This is a genomic window from Thermosynechococcus sp. Uc (assembly GCF_029335995.1).
Classification (GTDB): Bacteria; Cyanobacteriota; Cyanobacteriia; order Thermosynechococcales; family Thermosynechococcaceae; genus Thermosynechococcus.
Window position 1 is genome coordinate 26,998 of record NZ_JARJMS020000036.1, and the last position, 22,782, is coordinate 49,779.

At 52.9% G+C, this 22,782-nt stretch carries 23 protein-coding genes, 1 tRNA gene, 1 pseudogene and 1 other annotated feature; of the genes and pseudogenes, 10 read left to right on the forward strand and 15 right to left on the reverse strand.

What is annotated here, in order from left to right; genetic code table 11:
- Nucleotides 1-20: 20 nt before the first annotated feature.
- The gene (locus P3X23_RS03970) at nt 21-713 is read right to left on the reverse strand and encodes an HAD family phosphatase (RefSeq protein ID WP_300873362.1); all 693 of its coding nucleotides are present in this window, start codon (nt 711-713) and stop codon (nt 21-23) included.
- 186 nt (nt 714-899) lie between these two features.
- Between P3X23_RS03970 and P3X23_RS03975 the strand changes: the two genes are divergently transcribed.
- The gene (locus tag P3X23_RS03975; protein ID WP_300873364.1) at nt 900-3,374 is read left to right on the forward strand and encodes an ATP-dependent Clp protease ATP-binding subunit; all 2,475 of its coding nucleotides are present in this window, start codon (nt 900-902) and stop codon (nt 3,372-3,374) included.
- A gap of 142 nt (nt 3,375-3,516) precedes the next feature.
- Nucleotides 3,517-3,678 carry a hypothetical protein gene (locus P3X23_RS03980; protein WP_300873366.1) on the forward strand — a complete coding sequence of 54 codons (162 nt, stop codon included), beginning with the start codon at nt 3,517-3,519 and terminating at the stop codon, nt 3,676-3,678.
- A 149-nt stretch (nt 3,679-3,827) separates the two neighbouring features.
- On the opposite strand, the gene P3X23_RS03985 is transcribed toward P3X23_RS03980, so the two are convergent.
- Both P3X23_RS03985 and lepA read right to left on the reverse strand, forming a co-directional pair.
- On the reverse strand, nt 3,828-3,983 hold the full coding sequence (locus tag P3X23_RS03985; RefSeq protein ID WP_300873368.1) for a hypothetical protein: 156 nt from the start codon (nt 3,981-3,983) through the stop codon (nt 3,828-3,830).
- Between the two features lie 10 nt (nt 3,984-3,993).
- Complete coding sequence (lepA, locus tag P3X23_RS03990) at nt 3,994-5,805, reverse strand: translation elongation factor 4 (protein WP_300873370.1); 1,812 nt, start codon at nt 5,803-5,805, stop codon at nt 3,994-3,996.
- A 103-nt stretch (nt 5,806-5,908) separates the two neighbouring features.
- On the opposite strand from lepA, the gene P3X23_RS03995 reads away from it, so the two are divergent.
- Both P3X23_RS03995 and P3X23_RS04000 read left to right on the forward strand, forming a co-directional pair.
- Nucleotides 5,909-5,982 (forward strand) — tRNA-Pro (locus P3X23_RS03995).
- Nucleotides 5,983-6,084: 102 nt separating this feature from the next.
- Nucleotides 6,085-7,446: a TrkH family potassium uptake protein gene (locus P3X23_RS04000; RefSeq protein WP_367186509.1), complete on the forward strand. Its 1,362-nt coding sequence runs from the start codon at nt 6,085-6,087 to the stop codon at nt 7,444-7,446.
- Here the strand turns inward: P3X23_RS04000 and P3X23_RS04005 are convergent.
- Together P3X23_RS04005 and P3X23_RS04010 are read right to left on the reverse strand one after the other, a co-directional pair.
- Nucleotides 7,443-8,519, reverse strand: coding sequence for an isocitrate/isopropylmalate dehydrogenase family protein (locus tag P3X23_RS04005; protein ID WP_300873374.1), 1,077 nt, complete (start codon nt 8,517-8,519; stop codon nt 7,443-7,445). The two genes, P3X23_RS04000 and P3X23_RS04005, sit on opposite strands and share 4 nt — an antisense overlap.
- Before the next feature lie 169 nt (nt 8,520-8,688).
- Nucleotides 8,689-9,000 (reverse strand): annotated as a pseudogene (locus P3X23_RS04010) (30S ribosomal protein PSRP-3); the annotation flags it as partial.
- A gap of 79 nt (nt 9,001-9,079) precedes the next feature.
- On the opposite strand from P3X23_RS04010, the gene P3X23_RS04015 reads away from it, so the two are divergent.
- A complete protein-coding gene (locus P3X23_RS04015) occupies nt 9,080-9,862 on the forward strand; it encodes a TIGR01548 family HAD-type hydrolase (RefSeq protein ID WP_300873376.1) in 783 nt (260 codons plus the stop codon).
- Here P3X23_RS04015 and rnhA read toward each other — a convergent pair.
- The 7 genes from rnhA to secE all read right to left on the reverse strand — a co-directional run bounded on the left by rnhA (nt 9,810) and on the right by secE (nt 13,719).
- Nucleotides 9,810-10,289, reverse strand: a complete 480-nt coding sequence (gene rnhA / locus P3X23_RS04020) for a ribonuclease HI (RefSeq protein WP_300873378.1) — start codon at nt 10,287-10,289, stop codon at nt 9,810-9,812. The genes P3X23_RS04015 and rnhA overlap by 53 nt on opposite strands.
- A 79-nt stretch (nt 10,290-10,368) precedes the next feature.
- A complete protein-coding gene (rplL, locus tag P3X23_RS04025; RefSeq protein ID WP_300873380.1) occupies nt 10,369-10,767 on the reverse strand; it encodes a 50S ribosomal protein L7/L12 in 399 nt (132 codons plus the stop codon).
- A gap of 75 nt (nt 10,768-10,842) precedes the next feature.
- Nucleotides 10,843-11,370 (reverse strand): 50S ribosomal protein L10, encoded by a 528-nt coding sequence (gene rplJ, locus P3X23_RS04030; protein ID WP_300873382.1) that lies wholly within the window; start codon nt 11,368-11,370, stop codon nt 10,843-10,845.
- An 18-nt stretch (nt 11,371-11,388) separates the two neighbouring features.
- Nucleotides 11,389-11,521, reverse strand: a sequence feature (ribosomal protein L10 leader region).
- Nucleotides 11,522-11,548: 27 nt separating this feature from the next.
- Nucleotides 11,549-12,262, reverse strand: coding sequence for a 50S ribosomal protein L1 (gene rplA / locus P3X23_RS04035; RefSeq protein WP_300873384.1), 714 nt, complete (start codon nt 12,260-12,262; stop codon nt 11,549-11,551).
- Nucleotides 12,263-12,349: 87 nt separating this feature from the next.
- The gene (gene rplK, locus P3X23_RS04040) at nt 12,350-12,775 is read right to left on the reverse strand and encodes a 50S ribosomal protein L11 (RefSeq protein ID WP_300873386.1); all 426 of its coding nucleotides are present in this window, start codon (nt 12,773-12,775) and stop codon (nt 12,350-12,352) included.
- A 14-nt stretch (nt 12,776-12,789) separates the two neighbouring features.
- A complete protein-coding gene (gene nusG, locus P3X23_RS04045) occupies nt 12,790-13,473 on the reverse strand; it encodes a transcription termination/antitermination protein NusG (RefSeq protein ID WP_300873388.1) in 684 nt (227 codons plus the stop codon).
- A 30-nt stretch (nt 13,474-13,503) separates the two neighbouring features.
- Nucleotides 13,504-13,719, reverse strand: a complete 216-nt coding sequence (gene secE / locus P3X23_RS04050) for a preprotein translocase subunit SecE (protein ID WP_300873389.1) — start codon at nt 13,717-13,719, stop codon at nt 13,504-13,506.
- A gap of 95 nt (nt 13,720-13,814) precedes the next feature.
- On the opposite strand from secE, the gene P3X23_RS04055 reads away from it, so the two are divergent.
- Nucleotides 13,815-14,696, forward strand: coding sequence for an alpha/beta hydrolase (locus tag P3X23_RS04055; RefSeq protein WP_300873391.1), 882 nt, complete (start codon nt 13,815-13,817; stop codon nt 14,694-14,696).
- 14 nt (nt 14,697-14,710) lie between these two features.
- Here P3X23_RS04055 and P3X23_RS04060 read toward each other — a convergent pair whose 3' ends face one another.
- Entirely contained in the window at nt 14,711-15,505 is a 795-nt protein-coding gene (locus P3X23_RS04060; RefSeq protein WP_300873393.1) for a hypothetical protein, read from the reverse strand.
- A 129-nt stretch (nt 15,506-15,634) separates the two neighbouring features.
- Between P3X23_RS04060 and P3X23_RS04065 the strand changes: the two genes are divergently transcribed.
- Complete coding sequence (locus P3X23_RS04065) at nt 15,635-18,715, forward strand: glycoside hydrolase family 38 C-terminal domain-containing protein (RefSeq protein WP_300873396.1); 3,081 nt, start codon at nt 15,635-15,637, stop codon at nt 18,713-18,715.
- On the opposite strand, the gene P3X23_RS04070 is transcribed toward P3X23_RS04065, so the two are convergent.
- Entirely contained in the window at nt 18,712-19,149 is a 438-nt protein-coding gene (locus P3X23_RS04070; RefSeq protein WP_300873398.1) for a single-stranded DNA-binding protein, read from the reverse strand. The genes P3X23_RS04065 and P3X23_RS04070 overlap by 4 nt on opposite strands.
- Nucleotides 19,150-19,324: 175 nt before the next feature.
- Between P3X23_RS04070 and P3X23_RS04075 the strand changes: the two genes are divergently transcribed.
- The 3 genes from P3X23_RS04075 to P3X23_RS04085 are packed head-to-tail and all read left to right on the forward strand — an operon-like array spanning nt 19,325 to nt 21,733.
- Nucleotides 19,325-20,623, forward strand: a complete 1,299-nt coding sequence (locus P3X23_RS04075; protein WP_300873400.1) for an FAD-dependent oxidoreductase — start codon at nt 19,325-19,327, stop codon at nt 20,621-20,623.
- A gap of 45 nt (nt 20,624-20,668) precedes the next feature.
- On the forward strand, nt 20,669-21,244 hold the full coding sequence (locus tag P3X23_RS04080; RefSeq protein ID WP_300873402.1) for a DUF3365 domain-containing protein: 576 nt from the start codon (nt 20,669-20,671) through the stop codon (nt 21,242-21,244).
- Nucleotides 21,245-21,256: 12 nt separating this feature from the next.
- Nucleotides 21,257-21,733 carry a DUF3122 domain-containing protein gene (locus P3X23_RS04085; RefSeq protein ID WP_300873404.1) on the forward strand — a complete coding sequence of 159 codons (477 nt, stop codon included), beginning with the start codon at nt 21,257-21,259 and terminating at the stop codon, nt 21,731-21,733.
- Here the strand turns inward: P3X23_RS04085 and P3X23_RS04090 are convergent.
- The coding region (locus P3X23_RS04090) for an anthranilate synthase component I (protein ID WP_300873406.1) at nt 21,720-22,782 on the reverse strand (1,063 nt) is incomplete at its 5' end. The two genes, P3X23_RS04085 and P3X23_RS04090, sit on opposite strands and share 14 nt — an antisense overlap.

The following is a 22,782-nucleotide window of genomic DNA, read 5'->3' on the forward strand; positions in this document are numbered from 1 at the left end:
CCATGATCGCCGAAAATGCCCTAGGACAATAGTCGCCGAAGGCGCGGATCCGTAAAATCCTCAATGCAGACTTCTGCTCCTGCGTCTTGAAGTGCCATTTCCGATTGCGTTGTCAAGACGCCCCAGCAGAGCATCCCTGCGCGCACCGCCGCCAGCACCCCTGCCACCGCATCTTCAAAGACCAGACAGTGCTGCGGCAACACCTGCAATCGCTCCGCCACTAGGAGATAGCACTCGGGATCCGGCTTGCCCCGTTGCACATCCTGCTCCATCACCACCGTATCGAAAAAGTCCCCCACCCCCTCACAGGAGAGCACCAATTTAACATTGGCAGCGCAGGCAGAGGTGCCTAAACCCAAGCGATAGCCTTTCTCCTTGGCGCTTTTAAGAAAGGGCAACAGCCCCGGCAACAGTTCCAAATGGGGTGCCAGTAGTTCCCGAAAAACTGCCTCTTTACCCGCACCCCAACGTTCTACTTCCGCTGCAGTCACCGATCGCCCAAGGAGTTCAGGGAGAAGTTCAGCATTACGCTTACCCCCCATTTGCCGTAGATGCTCAAGGTTGATCTGTTGCCGCAGTTCAGGGGTGCGCTCAACGTAAACGCGCCAAGCTTCAAGGTGATAGGGCATCGTATGACAAATCACCCCATCCATATCAAAAATGAGGGCGCGCTGGGAGGGTTCAACGGCAAGAAAATCCGATAGATTAGCCATTGGGGAAAAATTTAGGCATCAGCAAATGTAGTCTATCGCCTTTTGTCCTACAAAATACGGGCAACCGCACCTGCAAAAAAATGAGTCAACATTTACAGTGATAGTAAGTTGGCATACAAAAACACGCCAAAGTGGACGTGTTAAGATGAGTGTTACCAGCACGCAGGAGCCATTAGGGGAAGGGTCATGTTTGAACGGTTTACAGAAAAAGCCATTAAAGTCATCATGCTGGCACAGGAAGAGGCACGCCGCCTCGGCCACAACTTTGTCGGTACTGAACAAATTCTCCTCGGACTCATTGGGGAAGGCACCGGTGTGGCGGCAAAGGTTCTCCGTTCCATGGGTGTGAACCTCAAAGACGCCCGCATCGAAGTGGAAAAAATTATTGGCCGTGGGTCTGGTTTTGTTGCGGTGGAGATTCCCTTTACCCCCCGCGCCAAGCGAGTATTGGAACTCTCCCTCGAAGAAGCCCGCCAGTTGGGACACAATTACATTGGCACTGAGCATCTCCTGTTGGGTCTGATTCGCGAAGGCGAAGGGGTAGCAGCACGGGTTCTTGAAAATCTCGGCGTTGATCTTTCCAAGGTGCGCACCCAAGTAATTCGCATGCTGGGTGAAACCGCAGAGGTGACCGCCGGTGCTAGTCAAGGGCGTACCAAAACGCCAACGCTAGATGAATTTGGTGCCAACCTCACGCAGATGGCCATTGATGGCAAGTTAGATCCCGTTGTGGGTCGGCAAAAAGAAATCGAGCGGGTAATTCAAATTCTTGGTCGCCGCACCAAAAATAACCCCGTGTTGATTGGTGAACCAGGGGTGGGTAAAACTGCCATTGCAGAAGGCCTCGCACAGCGCATTGCCAATAAAGATGTCCCCGATATTCTCGAGGACAAACGGGTAGTGACCCTCGATATTGGCCTGTTGGTGGCGGGCACCAAGTACCGCGGTGAGTTTGAGGAGCGGCTGAAAAAGATCATGGATGAGATCCGCCAAGCTGGGAACGTGATCTTGGTGATTGATGAGGTGCACACACTGATTGGGGCTGGGGCTGCTGAGGGAGCCATTGATGCCGCCAATATCCTCAAACCCGCCTTGGCTCGCGGTGAGTTACAGTGCATTGGTGCCACCACATTGGATGAGTACCGCAAACACATTGAGCGGGATGCTGCTTTGGAGCGGCGCTTCCAGCCGGTAATGGTGGGTGAGCCTTCCGTTGAAGAAACCATTGAAATTCTCTATGGCCTGCGGGAACGTTACGAGAAGCACCACAAGCTAAAAATTTCCGATGAAGCCCTCGAGGCGGCAGCGAAGCTGTCAGATCGCTACATTAGCGATCGCTACTTGCCCGACAAGGCTATTGACCTCATCGACGAAGCCGGCTCACGGGTGCGCCTGATTAACTCGCAACTGCCCCCCGCAGCTAAGGAACTGGATCGCGAACTGCGGCAAGTGCTCAAAGAAAAAGATGATGCCGTGCGTGCCCAAAACTTTGACAAAGCGGGTGAATTGCGCGATCGCGAAATGGAACTGAAAGCGCAAATCCGTGCCATTGCCCAGCAGAAAAAAGCTGAAAGCGCCAACGGTGAGGAAGAAACCCCCGTAGTCACTGAAGAGGATATTGCCCACATTGTTGCCTCTTGGACGGGGGTGCCTGTGAGCAAACTCACCGAAAGCGAGTCAGAAAAACTGCTGCACATGGAGGAAACCCTACATCAACGGGTCATTGGCCAAGATGAAGCAGTAAAAGCCATCTCCCGTGCCATTCGCCGTGCCCGTGTCGGTCTGAAAAATCCCAACCGTCCCATTGCCAGCTTTATCTTCTCTGGACCGACGGGTGTGGGTAAAACCGAGCTAACGAAAGCCTTGGCCGCTTACTTTTTTGGCTCCGAAGAGGCGATGATCCGCTTGGATATGTCCGAGTACATGGAGCGGCATACTGTCTCCAAGCTCATTGGCTCACCCCCCGGCTATGTCGGCTACAACGAAGGCGGTCAACTCACCGAGGCTGTGCGACGACGTCCCTACACGGTGGTGCTCTTTGATGAAATTGAGAAAGCCCACCCCGACGTTTTTAACCTTCTGCTGCAAATTTTGGAAGATGGTCGCCTCACCGACTCCAAAGGGCGTACCGTTGACTTCAAGAATACCCTCTTGATCATGACCTCCAATATTGGCTCGAAGGTAATCGAGAAAGGGGCTGGCGGCCTTGGCTTTGAGTTTGGCACGGAGGATGCTGCCGAATCACAATACAACCGCATTCGCTCCTTGGTGAATGAGGAACTAAAGCAGTACTTCCGTCCTGAATTCCTCAACCGCCTTGATGAGATCATTGTCTTCCGTCAATTGACGAAGGACGAGGTCAAGCAAATTGCTGACATCCTCCTCAAGGAAGTATTCTCACGCCTGACAGAAAAGGGCATTACCTTAGAAGTGACCGAACGCTTCAAGGAACGGCTCATTGATGAGGGCTACAGCCCCAGTTATGGGGCACGGCCACTGCGGCGGGCGATTATGCGCCTCCTAGAGGACACCTTGGCGGAAGAAATACTCTCCGGCCGCATTCGCGAAGGTGATACTGCCCTCATTGATGTGGATGAATCAGGTCAAGTGAAGATCCAAGCTCAACCGCGACGTGAGCTATTGCCCCAGGCAGTTGAGTAGGGTATTGGCTGCCCATGCCCAATGCACCGGAAGAAGTTGAGGGGGAATCTTTCAAATCCTAGGCGCTTGATGTAACTGGCGCACACTTTATCCCCTAGGTGCTTACCAAATCCATAGTCTGGCATGGGTTGCTCCCCAAGTTTTGTGGTTACACCCACTGCCCCGTTTACCCTTTTGCCAAGCGACCTTTGGCGCTAGCTTTTTGGCCTTGGATTGGGGGCGGGGCTTTGTTTTGCTCATCAATGGCGAAGTGGCAAATTGCACTGCCGGCCAATTCCCTGCGGCAAAAACTGCTGCCGGCTGAACCGGTGGACACCCTTTTCATTTGGAAACTGTGGCGGATCCACAGGTAGCGGTGTTTGAAACCACGAATTGGTTACCCCTTGGAGATTGAGCCCTCAGTCATGTCCGCTTGACGATTCATGGCAAACTACCCCTGGCTACCTAATGGTTCTAAAACAGGAGCAATCGCAGTACTCCTAAAGGAGCGGGTTGCCAGTCGCCGCGCCAATCCAAGAGTTGGACTAACACCAAATAACCAATGCCGAGTAACAGGGAAATTGCACCGGTGACGATTGCCACCCATTTCCCCGATGATCGTTGAGACATTCTGAACCTCCTATTCATTCTTGAGTCGCAATACCGCCATAAAGGCCTCTTGGGGCACATCCACTCGCCCGATTGCTTTCATTCGTTTTTTACCGGCCTTTTGTTTTTCTAGGAGCTTGCGTTTGCGGGTGACATCACCGCCATAGCACTTGGCCAAGACATCCTTACGCAAAGCAGGAATACTTTCACTGGCAATCACCCGTGAACCAATGGCTGCTTGAATGGGAATTTTGAACTGGTGGCGTGGGATCAGATCCTTGAGTTTGCTGACGAGGGCACGCCCCACATAGTAGGCCTTATCGCGGTGAACAATCGTCGCCAACGAATCCACGGGGTCATTGTTGATGAGAATATCCAGCTTCACCAGATCATTGGGACGGTAACCAATCAGGTGGTATTCCATACTGGCATAGCCCCGCGATCGCGACTTCATTTCATCGAAGAAGTCGGTAACAATTTCTGCCAAGGGCATTTCATAGACCAACGTGGTGCGCCCTTGGGTGAGGTAGCGCATATCCTTAAAAATGCCCCGCCGCGACTGCGCCAGTTCCATCAGCGTTCCCACATAAGTTTCGGGAGTAATCATTTCCAGTTGAACGTAGGGTTCCTCAATTTTTTCGCGGTATTGGGGTTCTGGCAGTAGGCTGGGGTTATCAATGGTTAGGACTTCTCCTTTGATAGTGGTGACGCGATAGACCACCGAAGGTGCAGTAATGATTAAGTCTAGGTTGTATTCCCGCTCTAGCCGCTCTTGGATAATTTCCATGTGCAGCAGCCCTAAAAAACCACAGCGAAAGCCAAAGCCCATGGCACTGGAGGTTTCCGGTTCGTAGTGGAGCGCAGCATCGTTGAGCTTCAATTTTTCAAGGGCTTCCCGCAGATCTTCAAACTGGTCAGCATCGGTGGGAAACAGACCACAAAAGACCATTGGTTTGGCCTCAGTGTAACCCGGCAGAGGCTCTTTGGCTGGGTTTTGTGCCAATGTAATCGTATCGCCAACACGGGCATCGCCAACGGCTTTAATAGCGGCTGCCAAGTAGCCCACTTCCCCGGCATGGAGACTCTCCACGGGTTTCTGATTGGGGGCAAGGACACCTAGTTCGTCAATTTCGTACTCTTTGCCGGAGGCCATCAAGCGAATGCGATCGCCCTTGCGCACTACCCCATCCATAACCCGAAAATAAACAATTACACCGCGGTAGGCATCATAGTAGCTATCAAAAATCAATGCCCGCAGGGGTTGATCCACCGTATCGCGGGGGGGTGGTACCAAATGGACAATGGCTTCCAGAATCTCCTCAATGCCAATTCCCTCCTTGGCGGAAGCGAGAACCGCTTGGGAACAGTCGAGACCAATAATCTCCTCAATTTCTGCTTTTACGCGATCCGGCTCGGCACCGGGCAGATCAATCTTGTTGAGGACAGGAATAATCTCTAAATTGTGCTCCAAGGCCAGATAGACATTGGCCAGCGTTTGCGCTTCCACCCCCTGAGAGGCATCCACAACGAGGAGTGCCCCTTCACAGGCAGCCAGCGATCGCGACACCTCATAGGAAAAATCCACATGGCCGGGGGTGTCAATCAGGTTCAAAATATACGTTTCGCCATCGTGACTGGTGTAGGTCATGCGGGCAGCTTGCAGCTTAATCGTAATTCCCCGCTCCCGCTCTAGTTCCATGTTGTCGAGAAACTGTTCCTTCATTTCACGGGGATCCACCGTGCCCGTAAATTGCAGTAGGCGATCGGCAAGGGTTGATTTGCCGTGATCAATGTGGGCAATAATCGAGAAATTGCGAATGTGGGAAACGGGGACGTCGGTCATACCAGCGAGGGCAACCTTAACAAAATGAAAAACTCCTTTCTTGATTCTAAGCGTCCCTGTCCTATTGTGCTGAGAATTCAGTGGTACGATAGAAATTAACTGCCGGGATGTAGCGCAGCTTGGTAGCGCATCTGCTTTGGGAGCAGAGGGTCGCAGGTTCAAATCCTGTCATCCCGATTCGGAACCGCAAGTTAGGGCTTTGTTGTGTCTAGAACGATTGTTGCCAATACAATCCTGCGGTAGATTAGCCTCAGGCCTTTTGGATACGTATTGTTAATGCTGACGGTTCCACGGACAATTTGCCTCGGATTTTTGGCGGTGATTGCGGTGGGGACGCTGCTTTTATGCCTGCCTTGGTCCACCAGTAATGGGCAGTGGAACCCCGTAATTATTGCCCTATTTACCTCGACATCGGCAGTTTGTGTAACCGGCCACATTATTGTTGACACGGCAACCCACTTCTCTCCCTTTGGCCAACTGGTGATTCTGCTCCTAATTCAAGTCGGTGGTCTGGGGTATATGACGGCCACTACGTTTTTGATTATTTTGCTGGGGCGAAAGTTTAACCTGCGGCAAAAAATAGCGGTACAGCAAGCCTTAGATCGGCGAAGCATCCAGGGGGCACGGCAACTGGTGCGCTCGATTTTGGGCTTGACCTTTCTCTTTGAGCTGACGGGTGCCTTTTTACTCTGGCTGATTTTTCGCCAAGACTTTAGTGATCCACGGGCACTCTGGCTGGCCATTTTTCACAGTATTAGCGCGTGGAACAATGCAGGGTTTAGTCTCTTTAGCGATAATCTAGTGGGGTATCAAACCTCTGTACCTTTGAATTTGGTGATTTCACTGCTAATTATTTTTGGTGGCATTGGCTATGAGGTGATCTTTGAGTTCTACCTTTGGCTACGAGAGCATCTGCGCCACTGGGGTAAGCCCGCCTATTTGATTCGCAAGGCCAGCCAAATGACATTTAGCCTCAATTTTAAAATTGTGACCAGTACCACGGCGATTCTCCTGATCTTGGGAACAGTGATGCTCTTCCTGACGGAGATGCAATCGCCAGAGCGGTACGGTTTTTTTTCTTTTGATCAAAAGCTCCTCTTGGCGTGGTTTCAGTCAGTTACCGCGCGGACGGCGGGCTTTAATACCGTCAACATTGGCGAATTTGACAATGGCGGGCTATTTATTGTCATTGCCCTGATGTTTATTGGCGGTAGCCCCGGTGGTACCGCAGGAGGGATTAAAACAACTACGTTGCGGATTCTGGCAGGGATTACCAAGTCAGCTCTCCAAGGGAAAGAAGTGGTGTTGCTCTACCGCCGTCAGGTGCCCCCCTCACTCATCATGAAGGCAGTCGCAGTGGCCTTTGGCTCCATGTTTACGGTGCTGATTTCAACTACCCTAATCGCGATCGCTGACTCCGAAGAGAATTTTATCAATATTCTCTTTGAAACTGTTTCTGCTTTTGGCACTGTTGGTCTTTCCACTGGCATTACCAGTGAATTAACCGTTTTTTCCAAGTTGGTCTTGATTGCAACGATGTATGTCGGACGGGTGGGTATCCTGCTGCTGATGGCGGCCATTATCGGTGACCCCCAACCCTCTAGTGTGCAATATCCTGAGGAAAACCTACTAGTGGGTTAGGGTGCAGCGTACTCGGCAATCGCGGCAGCCATTTCTTGGGTACCCACGGGTTCTTGATCTGTTACGGCCAAATCATAGGTAACCAATCGTCCCTCACCAATAACTTTTTCCACAGCAGCTTGGAGACGCCCTGCTGCCTCCATTTCCCCAAGGTGTTGCAGCATCAACACCCCTGAGAGAATTAAGGCAGTGGGATTGGCTTTGTTTTGACCCGCATACTTGGGGGCTGAGCCGTGAATTGCTTCAAAAACAGCATACTCATCGCCAATATTGGCGCCGGGAGCCACCCCAAGGCCGCCGATCATCCCTGCGCAGAGATCCGAGAGGATGTCACCGTAGAGGTTTGGCATCACCATCACATCGTAGAGTTCGGGCTTCTGCATTAACTGCATGCACATGTTATCTACGATGCGATCTTCAAAGGCAATTTCGGGGTAACGGGTAGCAATTTCGCGGGCACGTTCGAGGAAAAGGCCATCGGTAAATTTCATAATGTTGGCTTTGTGAACGGCTGTTACTTTCCTGCGATTGTTGGCCTTGGCATATTGGAAAGCAAACTCAATGATGCGATCGCTCCCCAGGACGGAAATGGGCTTGACACCAATGGCTGCATCTGCGCGAATAGGCTTACCCGATAGATCGCTTAAAAAGGCACGGGCCTTGGCAGCCTCAGGACTGGTGTATTCAAACTCAATCCCGGCGTAGAGGTCTTCAGTATTCTCGCGAACAATGACGAGGTCAATGTTTTCAAAGGCGCTTTTGACACCGCGAATGGACTTGGCCGGCCGCAGGTTGGCGTAGAGATTGAGCCGCTTGCGGATCTCGACGTTCACGGAACGAAACCCTGTACCCACCGGTGTTGTAATCGGGCCTTTGAGGGCTGTTTTTGTGCTTTTAATGGCATCGAGAACATGCTCGGGTAAGGGCGTGCCGTAGCGTTCCATCATTTCTATACCGGCATCCACCACCACCCAGTCAATTTTGACACCAGTGGCATCAATGGCTGTACGGGCAGCAGCGGTAACCTCCGGACCGATACCGTCGCCGCGAATTAAGGTAACAGCGTGGGACACCAAGACTCTCTCTCTACAGACTATGGGGGCTAAATCAGCTTCACCGTGCGCAGGGTGTGAAACAAAATTGTTGCTAAGGCAATGGCAGCGGTAACAATGACAAAGTACAGTACAATTCCCATTGGTATTTTCCTCAACTTTGGTAATTTGTTTAGGGACTCAATGCATCCTAGGCGGTGCCGACAAAACTAACATCACTAAAGCGTTTTTGTGCCTCACTAACAGGGAGATTCTTGCCTTCCTCTTGCCAGTAGTTAATGATTTCGGTGGCACGGTTGAGGAGTTCAATGCGCTCCGCTTCCGTAATCCAAGATTTTTTCTCTAACTCCGCCTTGAGGAGTTCCCAAGCATCGGTGCGCGGCCAAAAGAAGTAGGAGGTAAGGGGACTTGTCCCTTTGCCAACAATTTGATCGACAGCGATCGCCACGTCTTTTTCTAACCAAAGCACTCTCAGGGTAAAGCGGGACAATTCTGACCTCCTAGAACTCGTTTTTTACCAAGAGCCATCCTCTATAATAACGAATTGGGTCAACTGCATACAAGTTTCTGGAGAGCTACAGTTGAGTACCCCCTGTGCCTGTGTCTTTTTTGATATTGATGGGGTGATTCGCGATGTCAGTCGTTCCTATCGCCGTGCCCTAGCGGATACCGTCGAGCATTTTACGGGGGGAGCCTATCGTCCTAGTCAAAAGGAAATTGACGACCTCAAGGCGGAAGGCTGCTGGAATAACGACTGGGAAGGAGCGCGTGAACTCATCTATCGTTACTTTGAACGCCAAGGGAAACCCCGCCTCCAAGTGCCCCTAGACTACGAACATCTGGTGATCTTTTTTGAGGAGCGCTATAGCGGCCAAAATTGGTCGGGCTATATTCAAGATGAGCCACTGCTGGTGGATACTGCCTATTTTCAGGCTCTCGATCGGGCAAAAATCCGCTGGGGTTTTGTCAGTGGCGCCACGCGGGACTCGGCAGAATATGTCCTGAAACACCGCTTGGGTCTGGATCAGCCCCTTTTAGTGGCGATGGAAGATGCACCCGGCAAACCTGACCCCCTAGGACTACAAATGGCCTACCGTCGCGCCACTCATCAAGAAACCATTCCTGCCTTTTATGTCGGGGATACGGTGGCGGATATGCAGACCGTTGTCAATGCCCGCAAAGCCCAAGTAACAATACCATGGATTGCCCTTGGGGTCATTCCCCCCCATGTGGAATCTGAGGATCGTCAACTGTATGGCGATCGCCTGCGCGCAGCGGGAGCCAATGCAGTTTTTGAACATACCCGCGACATTACGCCGGCGGTGGTTGCCACATTCTTAGCACAACTGGCTGACCGCAACTAAAACTGCGGGCAATAAGATCGCAGCGCTCATTGCCAACATTGCCACTGTGGCTAGACACATGGTGCCACGCCACAAAAGGAGCATTGAGGGAATCTAATTCTTGCCACAGGTCTTGGTTAAGAACCGGTTTGTTGGCCGCTGTTTTCCAGCCTCGCCGTTTCCAGTTGGGAATCCAATCGCTAATCCCCTTGAGGACATACTGGCTGTCGGTGTAAAGGGGGATCGGCGTCCCTGGAGCCAGTTGGTGCCATGCTTTGAGGGCCTCAATAGCCGCCCGCAACTCCATGCGGTTGTTCGTCGTATGGGGTTCCCCTCCCCCCAGTTCCTGCACGGAGCCGTCGGCCAAATAGATAACCACCCCCCAGCCTCCTGGCCCCGGATTGCCTTTGCAGGAGCCATCGATATAGATGGCAGGAATATCAGTCATGGGTATTTCTCCTTTCCAAAGGCTGCAAATAAAAAAGGGTGGCAAAAACACCACCCCCTCAATCAATTGATACCACAGACTACTTGATGCTGACTTTGGCCCCGGCCTCCTCGAGTTCTTTCTTGGCAGCTTCGGCGTCTTCTTTGGTAGCACCTTCTTTTACGGGTTTGGGCGTGGATTCCACCACCTCCTTGGCTTCTTTGAGACCCAAGCCGGTCAAAGAACGCACCACTTTGAGCACAGCAATCTTCTTGTCAGCGGGAACCTCTTCAAGGATGACATCAAAGGAGGTTTTCTCCTCCACTTCTTCAGCGGGAGCAGCAGCCCCACCGGCCACGGGAGCGGCAACCATCATCCCACCAACAGGCGCAGCCGCACTGACGCCAAAGGCCTCTTCAATTTGCTTGACCAGCTCAGCGGCTTCCAGCAGAGTCAAGGATTTCAACTTTTCGAGAATTTCATCGGTTGCAGCAGACATTGTAAACTCCTATCGTTTCAAGGTTGAAAAACAAAAACAGGTGGCTTCCCAAGGGAAACCGAAAACAGGATCGATCTATGCCGCACCTTTGTCGGCGATCGCCTGTGTTGCCCGCGCCAAGGAGGCCGGCACCTCCTTGATGCCAATGGCAATCTTCGCTGTGACGGCATTGAGGGCACCGGCAATCTGCGCCATGAGCTGTTCTTTCGAGGGCAGATCACCAATGGCCTTCACTTGCGCTTCGTCAAGGGCACGTCCTTCCATGACCCCACCGCGGAGGGTGGTTTTTTTCGTGGCCTTTTGGAATTCTTGGTAGGCCTTGATCGCGCCGCCAATATCATCCTTGAGCAAAAGGAACGCCGATGGTCCTTTGAGGAATTGGGTCATGGACTGCCAGGCGTCATTTTCTTTGACCGCCAATTCCATCAGCGTATTTTTCGTAACCTTGCAACTGGCATTGCACTTGCGCAAGCGTTGCCGCAAATCCTTCATTTCAGCATCGGTGAGACCTTGGTAGTCAATCACCAGTGCCATTTGTGACTCGCTCAGGCGTTCCTTTAGCTCCGCCACAATTTCTTTTTTGTTTGCTAGCGTGCGTCCCACGCACATCACCTCCTATAGTCAGTGAAAGAAAAACCCCAGCAGTGGTGCCGGGGCGATCGCCCAATCCTAAGGGATGGACTTCGCAAACCTCGGCAGGAAAATTATGTCTGAGCCAGACCCCTGCGGTCTTCGGTTTCCGTCTTGAGTTGTCGGGTATTGGGCAATAGGCAAGTCCTCCTTAGGCGGCTTCCGCCAGTTTCAGCTCCCGCAGAGCATTGATGTCCACCTGAATGCTCGGCCCCATTGTGGCAGCTACATAGACACTGCGCCAGTAACGGCCCTTAGCACCACTTGGGCGGTTGCGATCAATAGTCTCTTGGAGAGCCTTAAGGTTTACCAGCAAGTCTTCGGCACTGAAGCTGGCTTTGCCAAAGAGCACATGGACAATGCCGCTGCGATCAGCGCGGAATTCCACTTTCCCTGCTTTGAACTCCTGAATGGCCTGGGACAAGTCAAAAGTCACTGTGCCGGCTTTGGGGGAAGGCATGAGCCCCCGCGGACCAAGAATTCGCCCCACCTTAGCTACTTGAGGCATCATATCGGGAGTGGCAATGAGCAAGTCAAAGTCCATCCGCCCCTTTTGAATTTCGTCAATCAGTTCTTCTGAGCCGACCACATCTGCGCCCGCGGCAGTGGCCTCAGTCACCTTTTCGCCGCGGGCAATTACTGCCACGCGAATGGTTTGACCGGTGCCTTTGGGCAGCGCCACGGTGGTACGCAATTGCTGGTCTGTGTACTTGGGATCAATACCCAGACGGATGTGAGCCTCTGCCGATTCAGGAAATTTGGCTGTGGCCGTTTCTTTGAGCAACTGTAAGGCCTCAAGGGGAGCATAGGGACGATCCTCCACCTTGGCATAGAGTTCGCGCAGTCGTCGCGAGAGTTTACGCATGAGAATTAACCTCCACGGGGTACTAACGAAACCAAGTTTCTCCCCCCAAAACAACAAGGGACTCAACAGGAACACACCTAGAAAGCTTTAGTCGGTAATGGTCACGCCCATATTGCGAGCAGTGCCTTCGATAATCCGCATCGCCGCCTCAATATCATTGGCATTGAGATCCGGCATTTTTTTCTCCGCAATTTCCCGCAGTTGGGCGCGGCTGATACTGCCCACTTTTTTCTTGTTGGGTTCACCGGAGCCTTTTTCAATGCCAGCGGCTTTTTGAATGAGCACAGAAGCAGGCGGAGTTTTTAGAACAAAGGTGAAACTGCGATCTTCATAGACCGAAATTTCAACGGGAACTACCATCCCCGCTTGATCGGCGGTGCGAGCATTATACTCTTTGCAGAACATCATGATGTTCACACCGTGCTGACCAAGGGCTGGACCAATGGGCGGAGCGGGGTTGGCTTTACCCGCTTGAATGGCAAGTTTGATAATTGCGACGACCTTTTTCGCCATAGTGAGTTAGCGTCCTAATCTACTTTTTCCACTTGAGTCACTTCGAGTTCGACCGGCGTTTCGCGGCCAAAAATCGAGAGTAAGGCTTTCAGTTTGCTGCGCTCAGCACTGACTTCAATCACCTCTCCCTCAAAGTCCTTAAAAGGACCGTTGAGAACTTTGATTTTATCACCAGTGTTGAGATCAATGCGGTGAACGGGTTCCTGTTCTTGTGTCTTCCGAAAGATGCGATCTACTTCGGCCGGACTCAGGGGCATGGGCTTAACGTGACCACGTCCGCGGCCGGTGCTGCGGCGTTGCTCAGCACCGACAAAATTAATCACATTGGGGGTGTTTTTAATCACCTGCCAAGCTTCATCATCAATTTGCCATTCACCCGTTTCGGGAGACTGCTGTGCCCGCACTTGAACAAGAACATAGCCGGGAAAAATTTTTTCCTCAATGGTTTGCCGCGAGCCATCTTTCTTGATTTTGATGACCGGGGTTTGGGGAATTTCAATGCGAAAGATGCGATCAGCTACATCCAGTGTATGAACCCGCTGCTCAATGGTGCTTTTTACTTTTTTTTCGCAGCCAGAGGCCACTTGCACGGCATACCAAAATCGTTTGAACTTACCCGCTTGATCCCCTTCGGCCACTTCAACAGTATCGTCAAGGGGATCGCTTAGATCAGAATGATCAGTAAATTCACTCACCATAGGCGCGTACTCGTAGAAATTTTTGGCTGTCTAGAAAATCAGTGTGGCCAGCCAACGAAACAGTTCATCCACTAGGTAGATGACAGCAGCTGAAAGGGAAACGATGAGAATCACTGCCGCAGATTCGCCAATCAGACGCTGGCGATCGGGCCACACCACTTTGTTGAGTTCTTCCTTGGTTTCGCGGAAAAACTCAGTTAACTTAAAGCCACTAGTGGGCTTTTCGCCTTCGGTACTTTTGGTCACGGCGACACTCCTTGGAGCGGGGGCAGCCCGTTGCTACCCATTTAATTCAGCGCGATTTATTATCATAGCAGGTTTCTTCTTTTTAGGAAATCCCGATGTTTGATTGCCTGCAATCGCGCACCCTCACGACGGCCATGGGTGAGGTGGCCTACGTTACAAATGATTTCAGCTCTGCGAACCATGCCCACCCACCCCTATTTTTTTGGCATGGCTTTGGCGGTGGCTCAAGCCGCTATGAGTGGTCGGCGGTGTATCCGGCGTTTGCAGCCGAGTATCCCCTTTTTGCTTTGGATTTGCCTGGTTGGGGAGCGTCTGAGCATCGCAATCAACCCTATACGGTGGCGGCTTATGTGGAGCACTTGCTGGAGTGCCTTGGCCAATTGACGGTGGAACCAGCGGTGGTCATCACGTCTTCATTGACAGCAGCCTTTGTCGTCCAAGGGGCGATCGCCCATCCCCAACGCTTCCGTGGCCTCATTCTCACTTGCCCAACGGGGTTGAGTGATTTTGGGCAAGATTACCGCCAGACCCCCCTTGCCCAGATTGCCCGCCAGCCCTATGTGGATACAGCCTTTTATCGCCTTGGGGTCGCCAATTCCCTGAGTGTGCAGTCCTTTATGGCCAATCAACAATTTGCCCGACCTAGCCGCATCAGCCCTGAAATGGTTGCCACCTATACTGCGGTGGCGCAGTCGCCGGGGGCAGAATTTGCGGCACTTGCCTTTGTTCGTGGCGATCTCTGTTGCGATCTCAGTCGCTTTTTGCCCCATCTGACAGTGCCGACCTATATCGTTTGGGGAGAGCAGGCAAAACTCCCCCCCGTGGCCGTAGGGCAACGCTTGGCACAGTTAAATCCCGAGGCAATTCGTGCCTTTGATGTGATTCCAGAGGTGGGACTGACACCGCAGTTAGAATGTCCTGGAGTAATGATTGGCTGGATTGATCGTTACCTTGGCCAGTTGTTGGCATCCCCTTGAGCCGATCCCTAAGGTTAACGCTGGGCATTGGCAGTGGCGGGTAGGGTGGTGCCATAGACACGGGGGCGATCGCCCTGAGCTAATTGGGTGCTGCCTTGAGTATCCACTGCCCAGATCGTGGCCTTGGGGTTCCCCATCGTTTGGGTTTGAAAGAGCACTCGCTGCGGATCTGTTGTGCTCCAGCCTAAGAGGGTGGCAAAGTCGTATTCATCGGCTGTGGGATAAACTGTGGCCACATGACCCACCCCCGCCTGCCAAATCCACGCGCCATCGCTAATTATATCGGTGGCAAACAAGCCGCCAACCTGACGTACCAAGAGACGGTTGCCTTTTTCTGACCAACCGACGGGAACAAGCACAGCAATCAGGCCTTGACCTTGGGGCACCTCTGCCAAAAAGTCCCGCGGCATTTCCTTGAGGCTTTCAATCCGCTGTTGGGTGCCGCTCTGGCGATCGCGAATTTCAAGAACGCTCACCAGTTGTTGTCGGTGTGGCTCAGGATCAGCCGTAAAGTAGAGGGTAGCCTGTGCCACGTAGCGGCCATCGGGAGAGACATATTGGGGGGTTTGTTGAGTGAAGCGGAGGGGCTTTTTGGCCTTTAGGGCAGCAGCATGGCCGTCGTCAATCCATTTCCAAGGGAGCGGAAAGGAACTGCTCAGAGGATCCGTCACGACAGTTTCTACGGGTTGATCGGGGGCAGGGGGTCGCTGGGATTGGGCAAGCATCCCTGAAGCGATCGCTAGGGCTGTCAGTATCCCACAGACTGAGGAGATTGCAAACCCCCGCCACGGCTCAAATCGGGTTACCATAAGGTCACTCCTCTAACATAAAGTTTGCTTGTTTTTATTGACAGTTTGGTGAAACAAATGACGACGGCTCCTCACCTCTTTAGCATAGCAATTGGCCTAGGCCGGTCGCAGGAAAATTAACGAAGTTTTATGCTCTTGACAGAATTGATCAAAAAATCTCGCGACTATCTGCATTCATTGGCAGTCATTGAGATTCATGGCCAGTGGTTTCCCCTCAGCTCACCCTCGCTCAAAGATGCAGGGACTGCTCCCTATGCAGTGAATGCGCAAGGCCACCTAGTGTGGCCCAAGGGTCGGCACTCCCTCTGGTTGGGGCAACGGATTACTGTGCCGGCGACGGTTCAAGGCTATAGTGTGGCGGGCTTAGCCCTACGCCTTGATCTCAGGTGGTGGGCCGATCAGGCAACGGTGTATGTCAATGGTCAGGCGGTGCATCAGGGGGACTTGTTTGATTCGTCTGTGAGCCTTTGCTTAGGGGAGACAGTGACCCCTGGTCAAACATGGGAGGTGATCTTACATTTGGTCAGTCCCGCCCATGATCACGGGGCTTTGGTGACCTCCTGTCTGCGCTTTGAATCCCCAAGGGGAGTTGACCCCGGCTTTGTTGCCACCGAGTTGGACATTTTAGAGCTTTTTGGCGGAACCCTTGACCCACAACCCCTTGAACCCCTGCTCAAGAAAATTTTAGAAAGCCAAGGGCAGCGCCCCATCTTGGATCCACTGCTAGCAGAGATCCATGGGAGAATGCAGGCGATCGCTACCCCTTTGCGAGACTTCACAATCCACCTGTGTGGCCATGCCCATCTGGACTTGGCGTGGCTCTGGCCGATTGCCGAAACGTGGCAAGTGGCACAGTCTACTTTTCGATCCGTATTACAGCTTAAGGAACGCTATCCCGAACTTACCTTTACCCATTCTACCCCCGCCCTTTATGCCTATTTGCAGACCCATACCCCAGAACTTTTTAGACAAATTCAGGAAGCAGTAGCAGCGGGTTGGTGGGAGGTGGCGGCAGGCCTTTGGGTGGAAGCGGAACTGAATCTCATTGATGGAGAGTCTATTGCCCGTCAGATTCTTTATGGTCAGCAGTACGTGCAGCGGGTTTTTGGGGAGATTAGCGCCATTGCTTGGTTGCCCGATACCTTTGGCTTTCCGGAACGACTCCCCAGTTTCTTGCACGAGGGGGGGATACGCTACTTTGTCACCCAGAAATTGCGCTGGAATGATACCACACGCTTTCCCCACAGTTGGTTTGTCTGGCGGGATGTGGCAGGTGCTGAGGTAAATGCCTTGATGTCGGCACCCATTGGCGAGGGGATCGATCCTGTGAAAATGGCTGCCTATGCTCAGGAATGGTGGCAGCAAACGGGATCTCAGCGCAGTCTCTGGCTCCCCGGTGTAGGGGATCATGGAGGTGGCCCCACAGCGGACATGTTGGAGCGGGTGCGGCGCTGGCAACAGCTCGGAGGAATTGGTCCGCAGTGGCAATGGACCACGCTGCGGCAGTATCTAGAACAATTAACTCAAGAAACACCTCCAACCACCCCTTGGCAAGGGGAGCTGTACTTGGAATTCCATCGCGGTTGCTACACCACTCATGGCGATCAAAAGGCTGCCCACGATCGCGCCCAACGGCAACTACAACAGGCGGAACTTTGGTGTGCCCTCGCCGCAATCACGACCTCTTTTGCTTACCCCACAGAAGAACTCAAAACCTGTTGGCACAAGCTTCTCTTTAACCAGTTTCACGATATTCTCCCTGGCTCCTCGATTCCAGAGGTCTATGCGGAGATCAACCCGACATGGCAGGAAATCTTGACAAAAACGGAAACCTTACTGGATGCGGCGCAAACAGCGCTATGTGAATTAATAAACTACGGCGAACCGCCAGTGACAGGGGCTATTCCTGTGGTCATTTTCAATGGTGGGGTTGGCGATCGCGCCGCTGTTGTCCACATTGACTTGACGCAGCTGCCCCAAAATGTGCCCTCTTGGCGGGTGTATTCTCCACAGGGAGGGTACAATCTGCCCGCCCAGTTGAATCGCCCCCAAGGCTGCCTGACCCTGCGTACCCCTGAGGTGCCGGGAATCGGCTACACGCTGCTGTGGCTTTGTCCAGAATCCCACTCTGACAGGTTACCGACCCCACCCTTGGGCTATGTCTTGGAAAATAACTATCTCCACGTTGAAATTAATCCCACAACGGGGGAAATCACTAACCTCTATGACAAGTTAAATCATCGTCCCTGCTTGGGCGATCGCGGCAATCAACTGCAATTTTTCCAAGATCAGGGGCAATACTGGGATGCTTGGAACATTGACCCCAACTATGGGCAGCACCGATTGCCAAGCGCGACCCTAGAGGCCATTGAATGGGTGAGTTGGCATCAACTGGAGCAGCGGCTACGGGTGAAGTGGCGCTTTCAGTCTTCGTGGATTCAGCAGGAGTATGTATTGCAGGACCAAACCCCTTGGCTGCGCATTGACACGGCGATTGACTGGCAGGAAGAACATATTCTCCTCAAGGCGGCCTTTCCTTTGGCAATCCGTGCTGAGCAGATCACCTGTGAAACTCCCGGTGGCGTCACAGTGCGACCCACCCTCCCCAATCCCCGCCTGAGCGCCCATGAGCAAGCTAAATGGGAGGTCCCCTTTCTCACCTGGGTGGATTTGAGTACCCCAGAGTACGGCGTCAGTCTTTTTAGCGACTGCAAGCATGGTCTGGATGCCCAAGCCAATCAACTGCGATTGACCCTCTTGCGATCGCCCACCTGGCCGGATGCAAATAGCGATCGCTGTCACCACCGCTTTAGCTATGCTGTGTTTCCCCACCGCGGCTCATGGCAAGCAGCCAGTGTTCCCCAGCAAGCAGCTCAATTTAATCTTCCCCTCAGGGCCGCGATCGCTCAAGGGGCAGCGAAGCTGTTTGCCCCCGCCAATTTATCAAAGACATTCCCGCCCCAAGCTCAGCTTCTTCATTGGTCGGATGCCCGCATTCAATGCCTTGCCCTCAAACCAGCGGAGGACGGACAAGGGTGGCAATTGCGAGTGACTGAAGTCGTTGGCGAAGGGAGTACCTTAGAACTACACTCAACGCTAATCCCATGGCAGATCAAGGGGCGGCAAACACTCCTAGAAACCCCGGCAGGGGACACGGACTCAGCGACCCTCAGCCCATGGCAAATTCAAACATTTCGGCTGTATCCCTAGAAGGGCAAATTATCCAAATTAATATTTTCAGGTTCGAGGGGGGGAGGTGCCACCGTCGGTGTTACCGGTGCGGTGACGGCGGGGGTAGCGATTGAAGTTGGGGCAGGCTGTGCAGGATGATCCAGAATATTTCCCTCAACGGTGTAGAAACGGCTCACCACCAACTCGGCGCGTTTTTCTTTAAAGCCCTCCGGGCGGTCAATCGTGTCCATTTTCAGCCGACCTTCAAGGATTAGGCGATCGCCCACTTTGCATTCTGCCTGCATTTTTTGTCCCAAGTTGCCCCACGCCACTATCCGCAAGCTCATGGGTGGCTCTTCACTGCGCGGGCTGGGAAACTGTACTATCATTGTGGCTACGGGCATCTGGTTTTCTTGGGTGTAGCGCAGTTCGGGCGCTTGAATAACTTCTGCAAAAAGGACGCAACTATTCATTCGCTATCCTTCTAAAGGTCATGCTGTTTCCAGTATAGCCCCAAGGGCTGCCGTCACCAGGCCACAGCATGAATCAAGGAGAACCGGCCTTTTCCTAGCACAGACGAACTATAGCCGATTGTATTTTCTTATACTATCATATAGTTAATTAAATAAATTTACAGAGGATACGGTTATGGCACGGGTGGTTGTCCTAGGGGCGGGGATTGGCGGCTTGCCCACAGCTTATGAATTACGGCATCGTTTGGGCGATCGCCACCAAGTAATTTTAGTTTCCGATAGAGATTACTTTACATTTGTGCCGGGGCTAGTGGCAGTTGCCCTAGGACACAACTCCCTAGAACGCCTGCAACTCCCCTTAGAGACCCTGAGCCGGCAGCAGGGGCTGAAGTGGGTAAAAGGCGCCGTTCAGCGGGTTGACCCCGAAGCTAAGAAAGTCTATTTACCTGAGCAAACCCTTGACTACGACTATTTAGTAATTGCCACCGGCGCAGAGCTAGCGCTGGATCTGCTGCCGGGCTTAGGCGTTTACAGTCATTCGGTGTGCACGCCTGCCCACGCCGTTGCCGCCTATCGCGCATGGCAGGAATTCCTCAAAGACCCGCGGGAGTTGGTTGTGGGTGCAGCGCCGGGAGCCAGTTGCTTTGGGCCTGCCTATGAATTTTTGTTTTTGGCAGAGCACACCCTGCGCCGTCAGGGGTTGCGCGATCGCGTCAAGATTACATTCATTACTCCTGAACCCTACATTGGTCATCTCGGCATTGGCGGTTTAGCCAACAGTGAGCAGCTCACCCTAGATTTGATTGCCCAGCGGGGTATTGAAACCATCACCAATGCAGAGATCACCGCCATTGAGCCGAATCGAATCCTGTTAGGGGATGGACGGGTGCTCCCCTTTGGCTACAGCATGATTTTGCCCTCGTTTCGCGGCGCGGCATTTGTGCGAGCCTCACGCCTTGGCAATGAAAAGGGATTTTTGCCCCTGCTGCCCACTCTGCAACATCCCGACTATCCTGAAATTTATGGGGTTGGCATTAGTGTTCACCTCCAGCCTTTGCAAACCACCCCTGTGCCCACCGGCTTGCCCAAGACGGGTCAAATGACGGAGGAGATGGCGATCGCGGCCAGCCACAATATTGCCGTTGCCCTTGGAGAATTGGCGGCTGACCCTGTGGTGCCAACACTGGATGCCCTCTGTTTTGCCGACTTTGGCGACACAGGTATTGCCTATATTGCAGCTCCCGTCATTCCTGAAGCCCAGGGAAAACACCGTCGCCTTGCCTATGCCATTCAGGGAAAATGGGTCAGTTGGGTCAAGGCAGCCTTTGAGCGCTATTTTCTGTTGAAAATGCGAAGGGGGCTGAGTGTGCCTTGGTTTGAACAGTGGGGGCTGCGGTTATTCTTTGGCATCTCTTTAGTGCGCCCCCTACAACCCACTGTGTTCCCACAGAAGCAGCTACTGATAAAAACCTGACACATAAACTTTGACAAACTTCATGTCTTATAAGGAGTAATTTCTATGATGCGCATCTTTTTTGTCGGGCTGTTGATGATAGTCCTCTGGCTCAATGGTTCCCCGGCGACGCTGGCTGGTGTTGATGCTGAAGAACTAGGGAAAGCGGTGACGGCCATTGAACAGTTAGATCAAATGCGCATTGGCCTTGCCTCTACCCTAGAGGGCAGTCCTACCGAACCGACCCTTGACACCTTCAAGGCCGTTTGCGCGCCTGTCGGTAAGAAGGCCAAGGAGCTTGCTACTGCCAATGGTTGGGAAGTCCGTCAAGTGGCACTGAAGTACCGCAACCCCAACCACGCCCCGCAGACAGCGCTGGAAGTCCAAGCCCTCAATCGGTTTGAGAACAATCGTCAACTGCAAGCCTTTTGGCAAACGGATAAAGAAGGGGTGCACTACTTCCGTCGCATTGATGTTCAGGCCAGTTGTCTGGCCTGTCATGGGGCTAAAAACCGTCGCCCTGCCTTTATCCAAGAAAAATATCCCAGCGATCGCGCCTATGACTTTCGCGTTGGCGATCTCCGGGGGATGTACGCTGTCACCATCCCACAAATTCAACAGGCACTGCAACCCTCAACCTAAAGAGAGGCTCTAATGGCACGTTGGCAGCACTTTTTGCTTCTAATTCTGCTGCTTATTCCCCTGTGGCTAGCAGTATCCCCCAGTAGCCCTGCTATGATTCGCACGATTGAGGAAGCGCCCAATCAAGTGGTGGTGCAATCGCGGCATCAGTTGCGCGATAATCGTGGCCTCACGTGGCAGGTAATTCTCTTTTCCCGTCGTGACCAGTTGCAGTTGCGCTTGGTGGGGTTCCCAGAGCAGTACCACTTTCGCCATGCCGATCCCTTAGTGCTGATCACCTCCGGCGGTCAAACCCTCACAGCTGCGGATGACTTTCCCAAGGCAGAAACGGTTGCCAATGTAGGACAGTTTGACCTGTTGCCCCTTGTGTCAGAACTCCCTAAGAATGAACCCTTGGTTTTGCGTCCGCCCCTAGAGGAGCAGGGGATTGAGATTGCCATTCCCACTGCTGTAGTGATTGAGTGGCAGACTCTGATCAAGGGAGCCTAGAAAGCTGGGGTGATTGTAGGATCGACGCTGGTGTTCCGAGGGTCAAAAGCAGGGCTTGGGCTTTGTGGAGGGATTCTTGCCACTCCCGCTGCGGATCGCTGTCGGCAACAATACCTGCGCCCACCTGTCCCCAAGTGATCTGGCGATCGCGAGCCACTAAGAGGGTACGAATGAGAATATTGAGATCCAAATGCCCCCGCTGATCCCAGTAGCCACAGGAGCCGTAAAACAAGTTGCGGGGAAAGGGTTCTAGCTCAGCCAAAATCTCCATGCAGCGCACTTTAGGGCAGCCTGTGATTGTACCGCCGGGAAAGAGGGCACGGATCACCGCCACGGGAGAGATTCCCGCCTGTAACTTGCCGCGCACATTGCTCACCAGGTGGATGACATGGCTGTAGTACTCCAGCGTCAAGAGTTCATCCACGACCACACTGCCCCATTGGCACACTCGTCCCAAGTCATTGCGCTCTAAATCCACTAACATAATGTGTTCTGCCTGTTCCTTGGTATTGCTGAGGAGTTCTTCGGCGTAGGCGCGATCGCCCGCAGGGGTTTGGCCGCGGGGACGGGTACCAGCAATGGGTCGTGTTTGCACACTGTCTCCTTGCACCTGCACTAGGCGTTCCGGTGAGCAACTGACAATGTAACCCCAGGGGGTCTGCCAAAAACTGGCAAAGGGAGAGGGGTTCAGTTGCTGTAGCCGCAGGTATTGTTGCCAAGGATCAACGGATCCGTAATGGCAAAAGCGTGCCGATAGATTGGCCTGAAAAATATCCCCAGCGCGAATATGGCGGAGAATTTGCCGAACTGCAGCTTGATAGGTGTCCGGTTGCCAGCCAGCGGCGAGTTCAATGTGGCCGGAGCGATCGGGCACCCAAAGAGATGCCGCGGGGGGTGTTTCCTCAAGTGCCTGTTGCAGTGCTGCCAGTTGACTAGAGGTCGAAGCGGCTAAATAAAGGCAGTCTTCCTGATGATCCAGGACGGCAAAGGCTGCCGGTTCATACCAAAAGGCCACGGGGAAAGGGAGGGGGTCAGACTTGAGAGGGGGG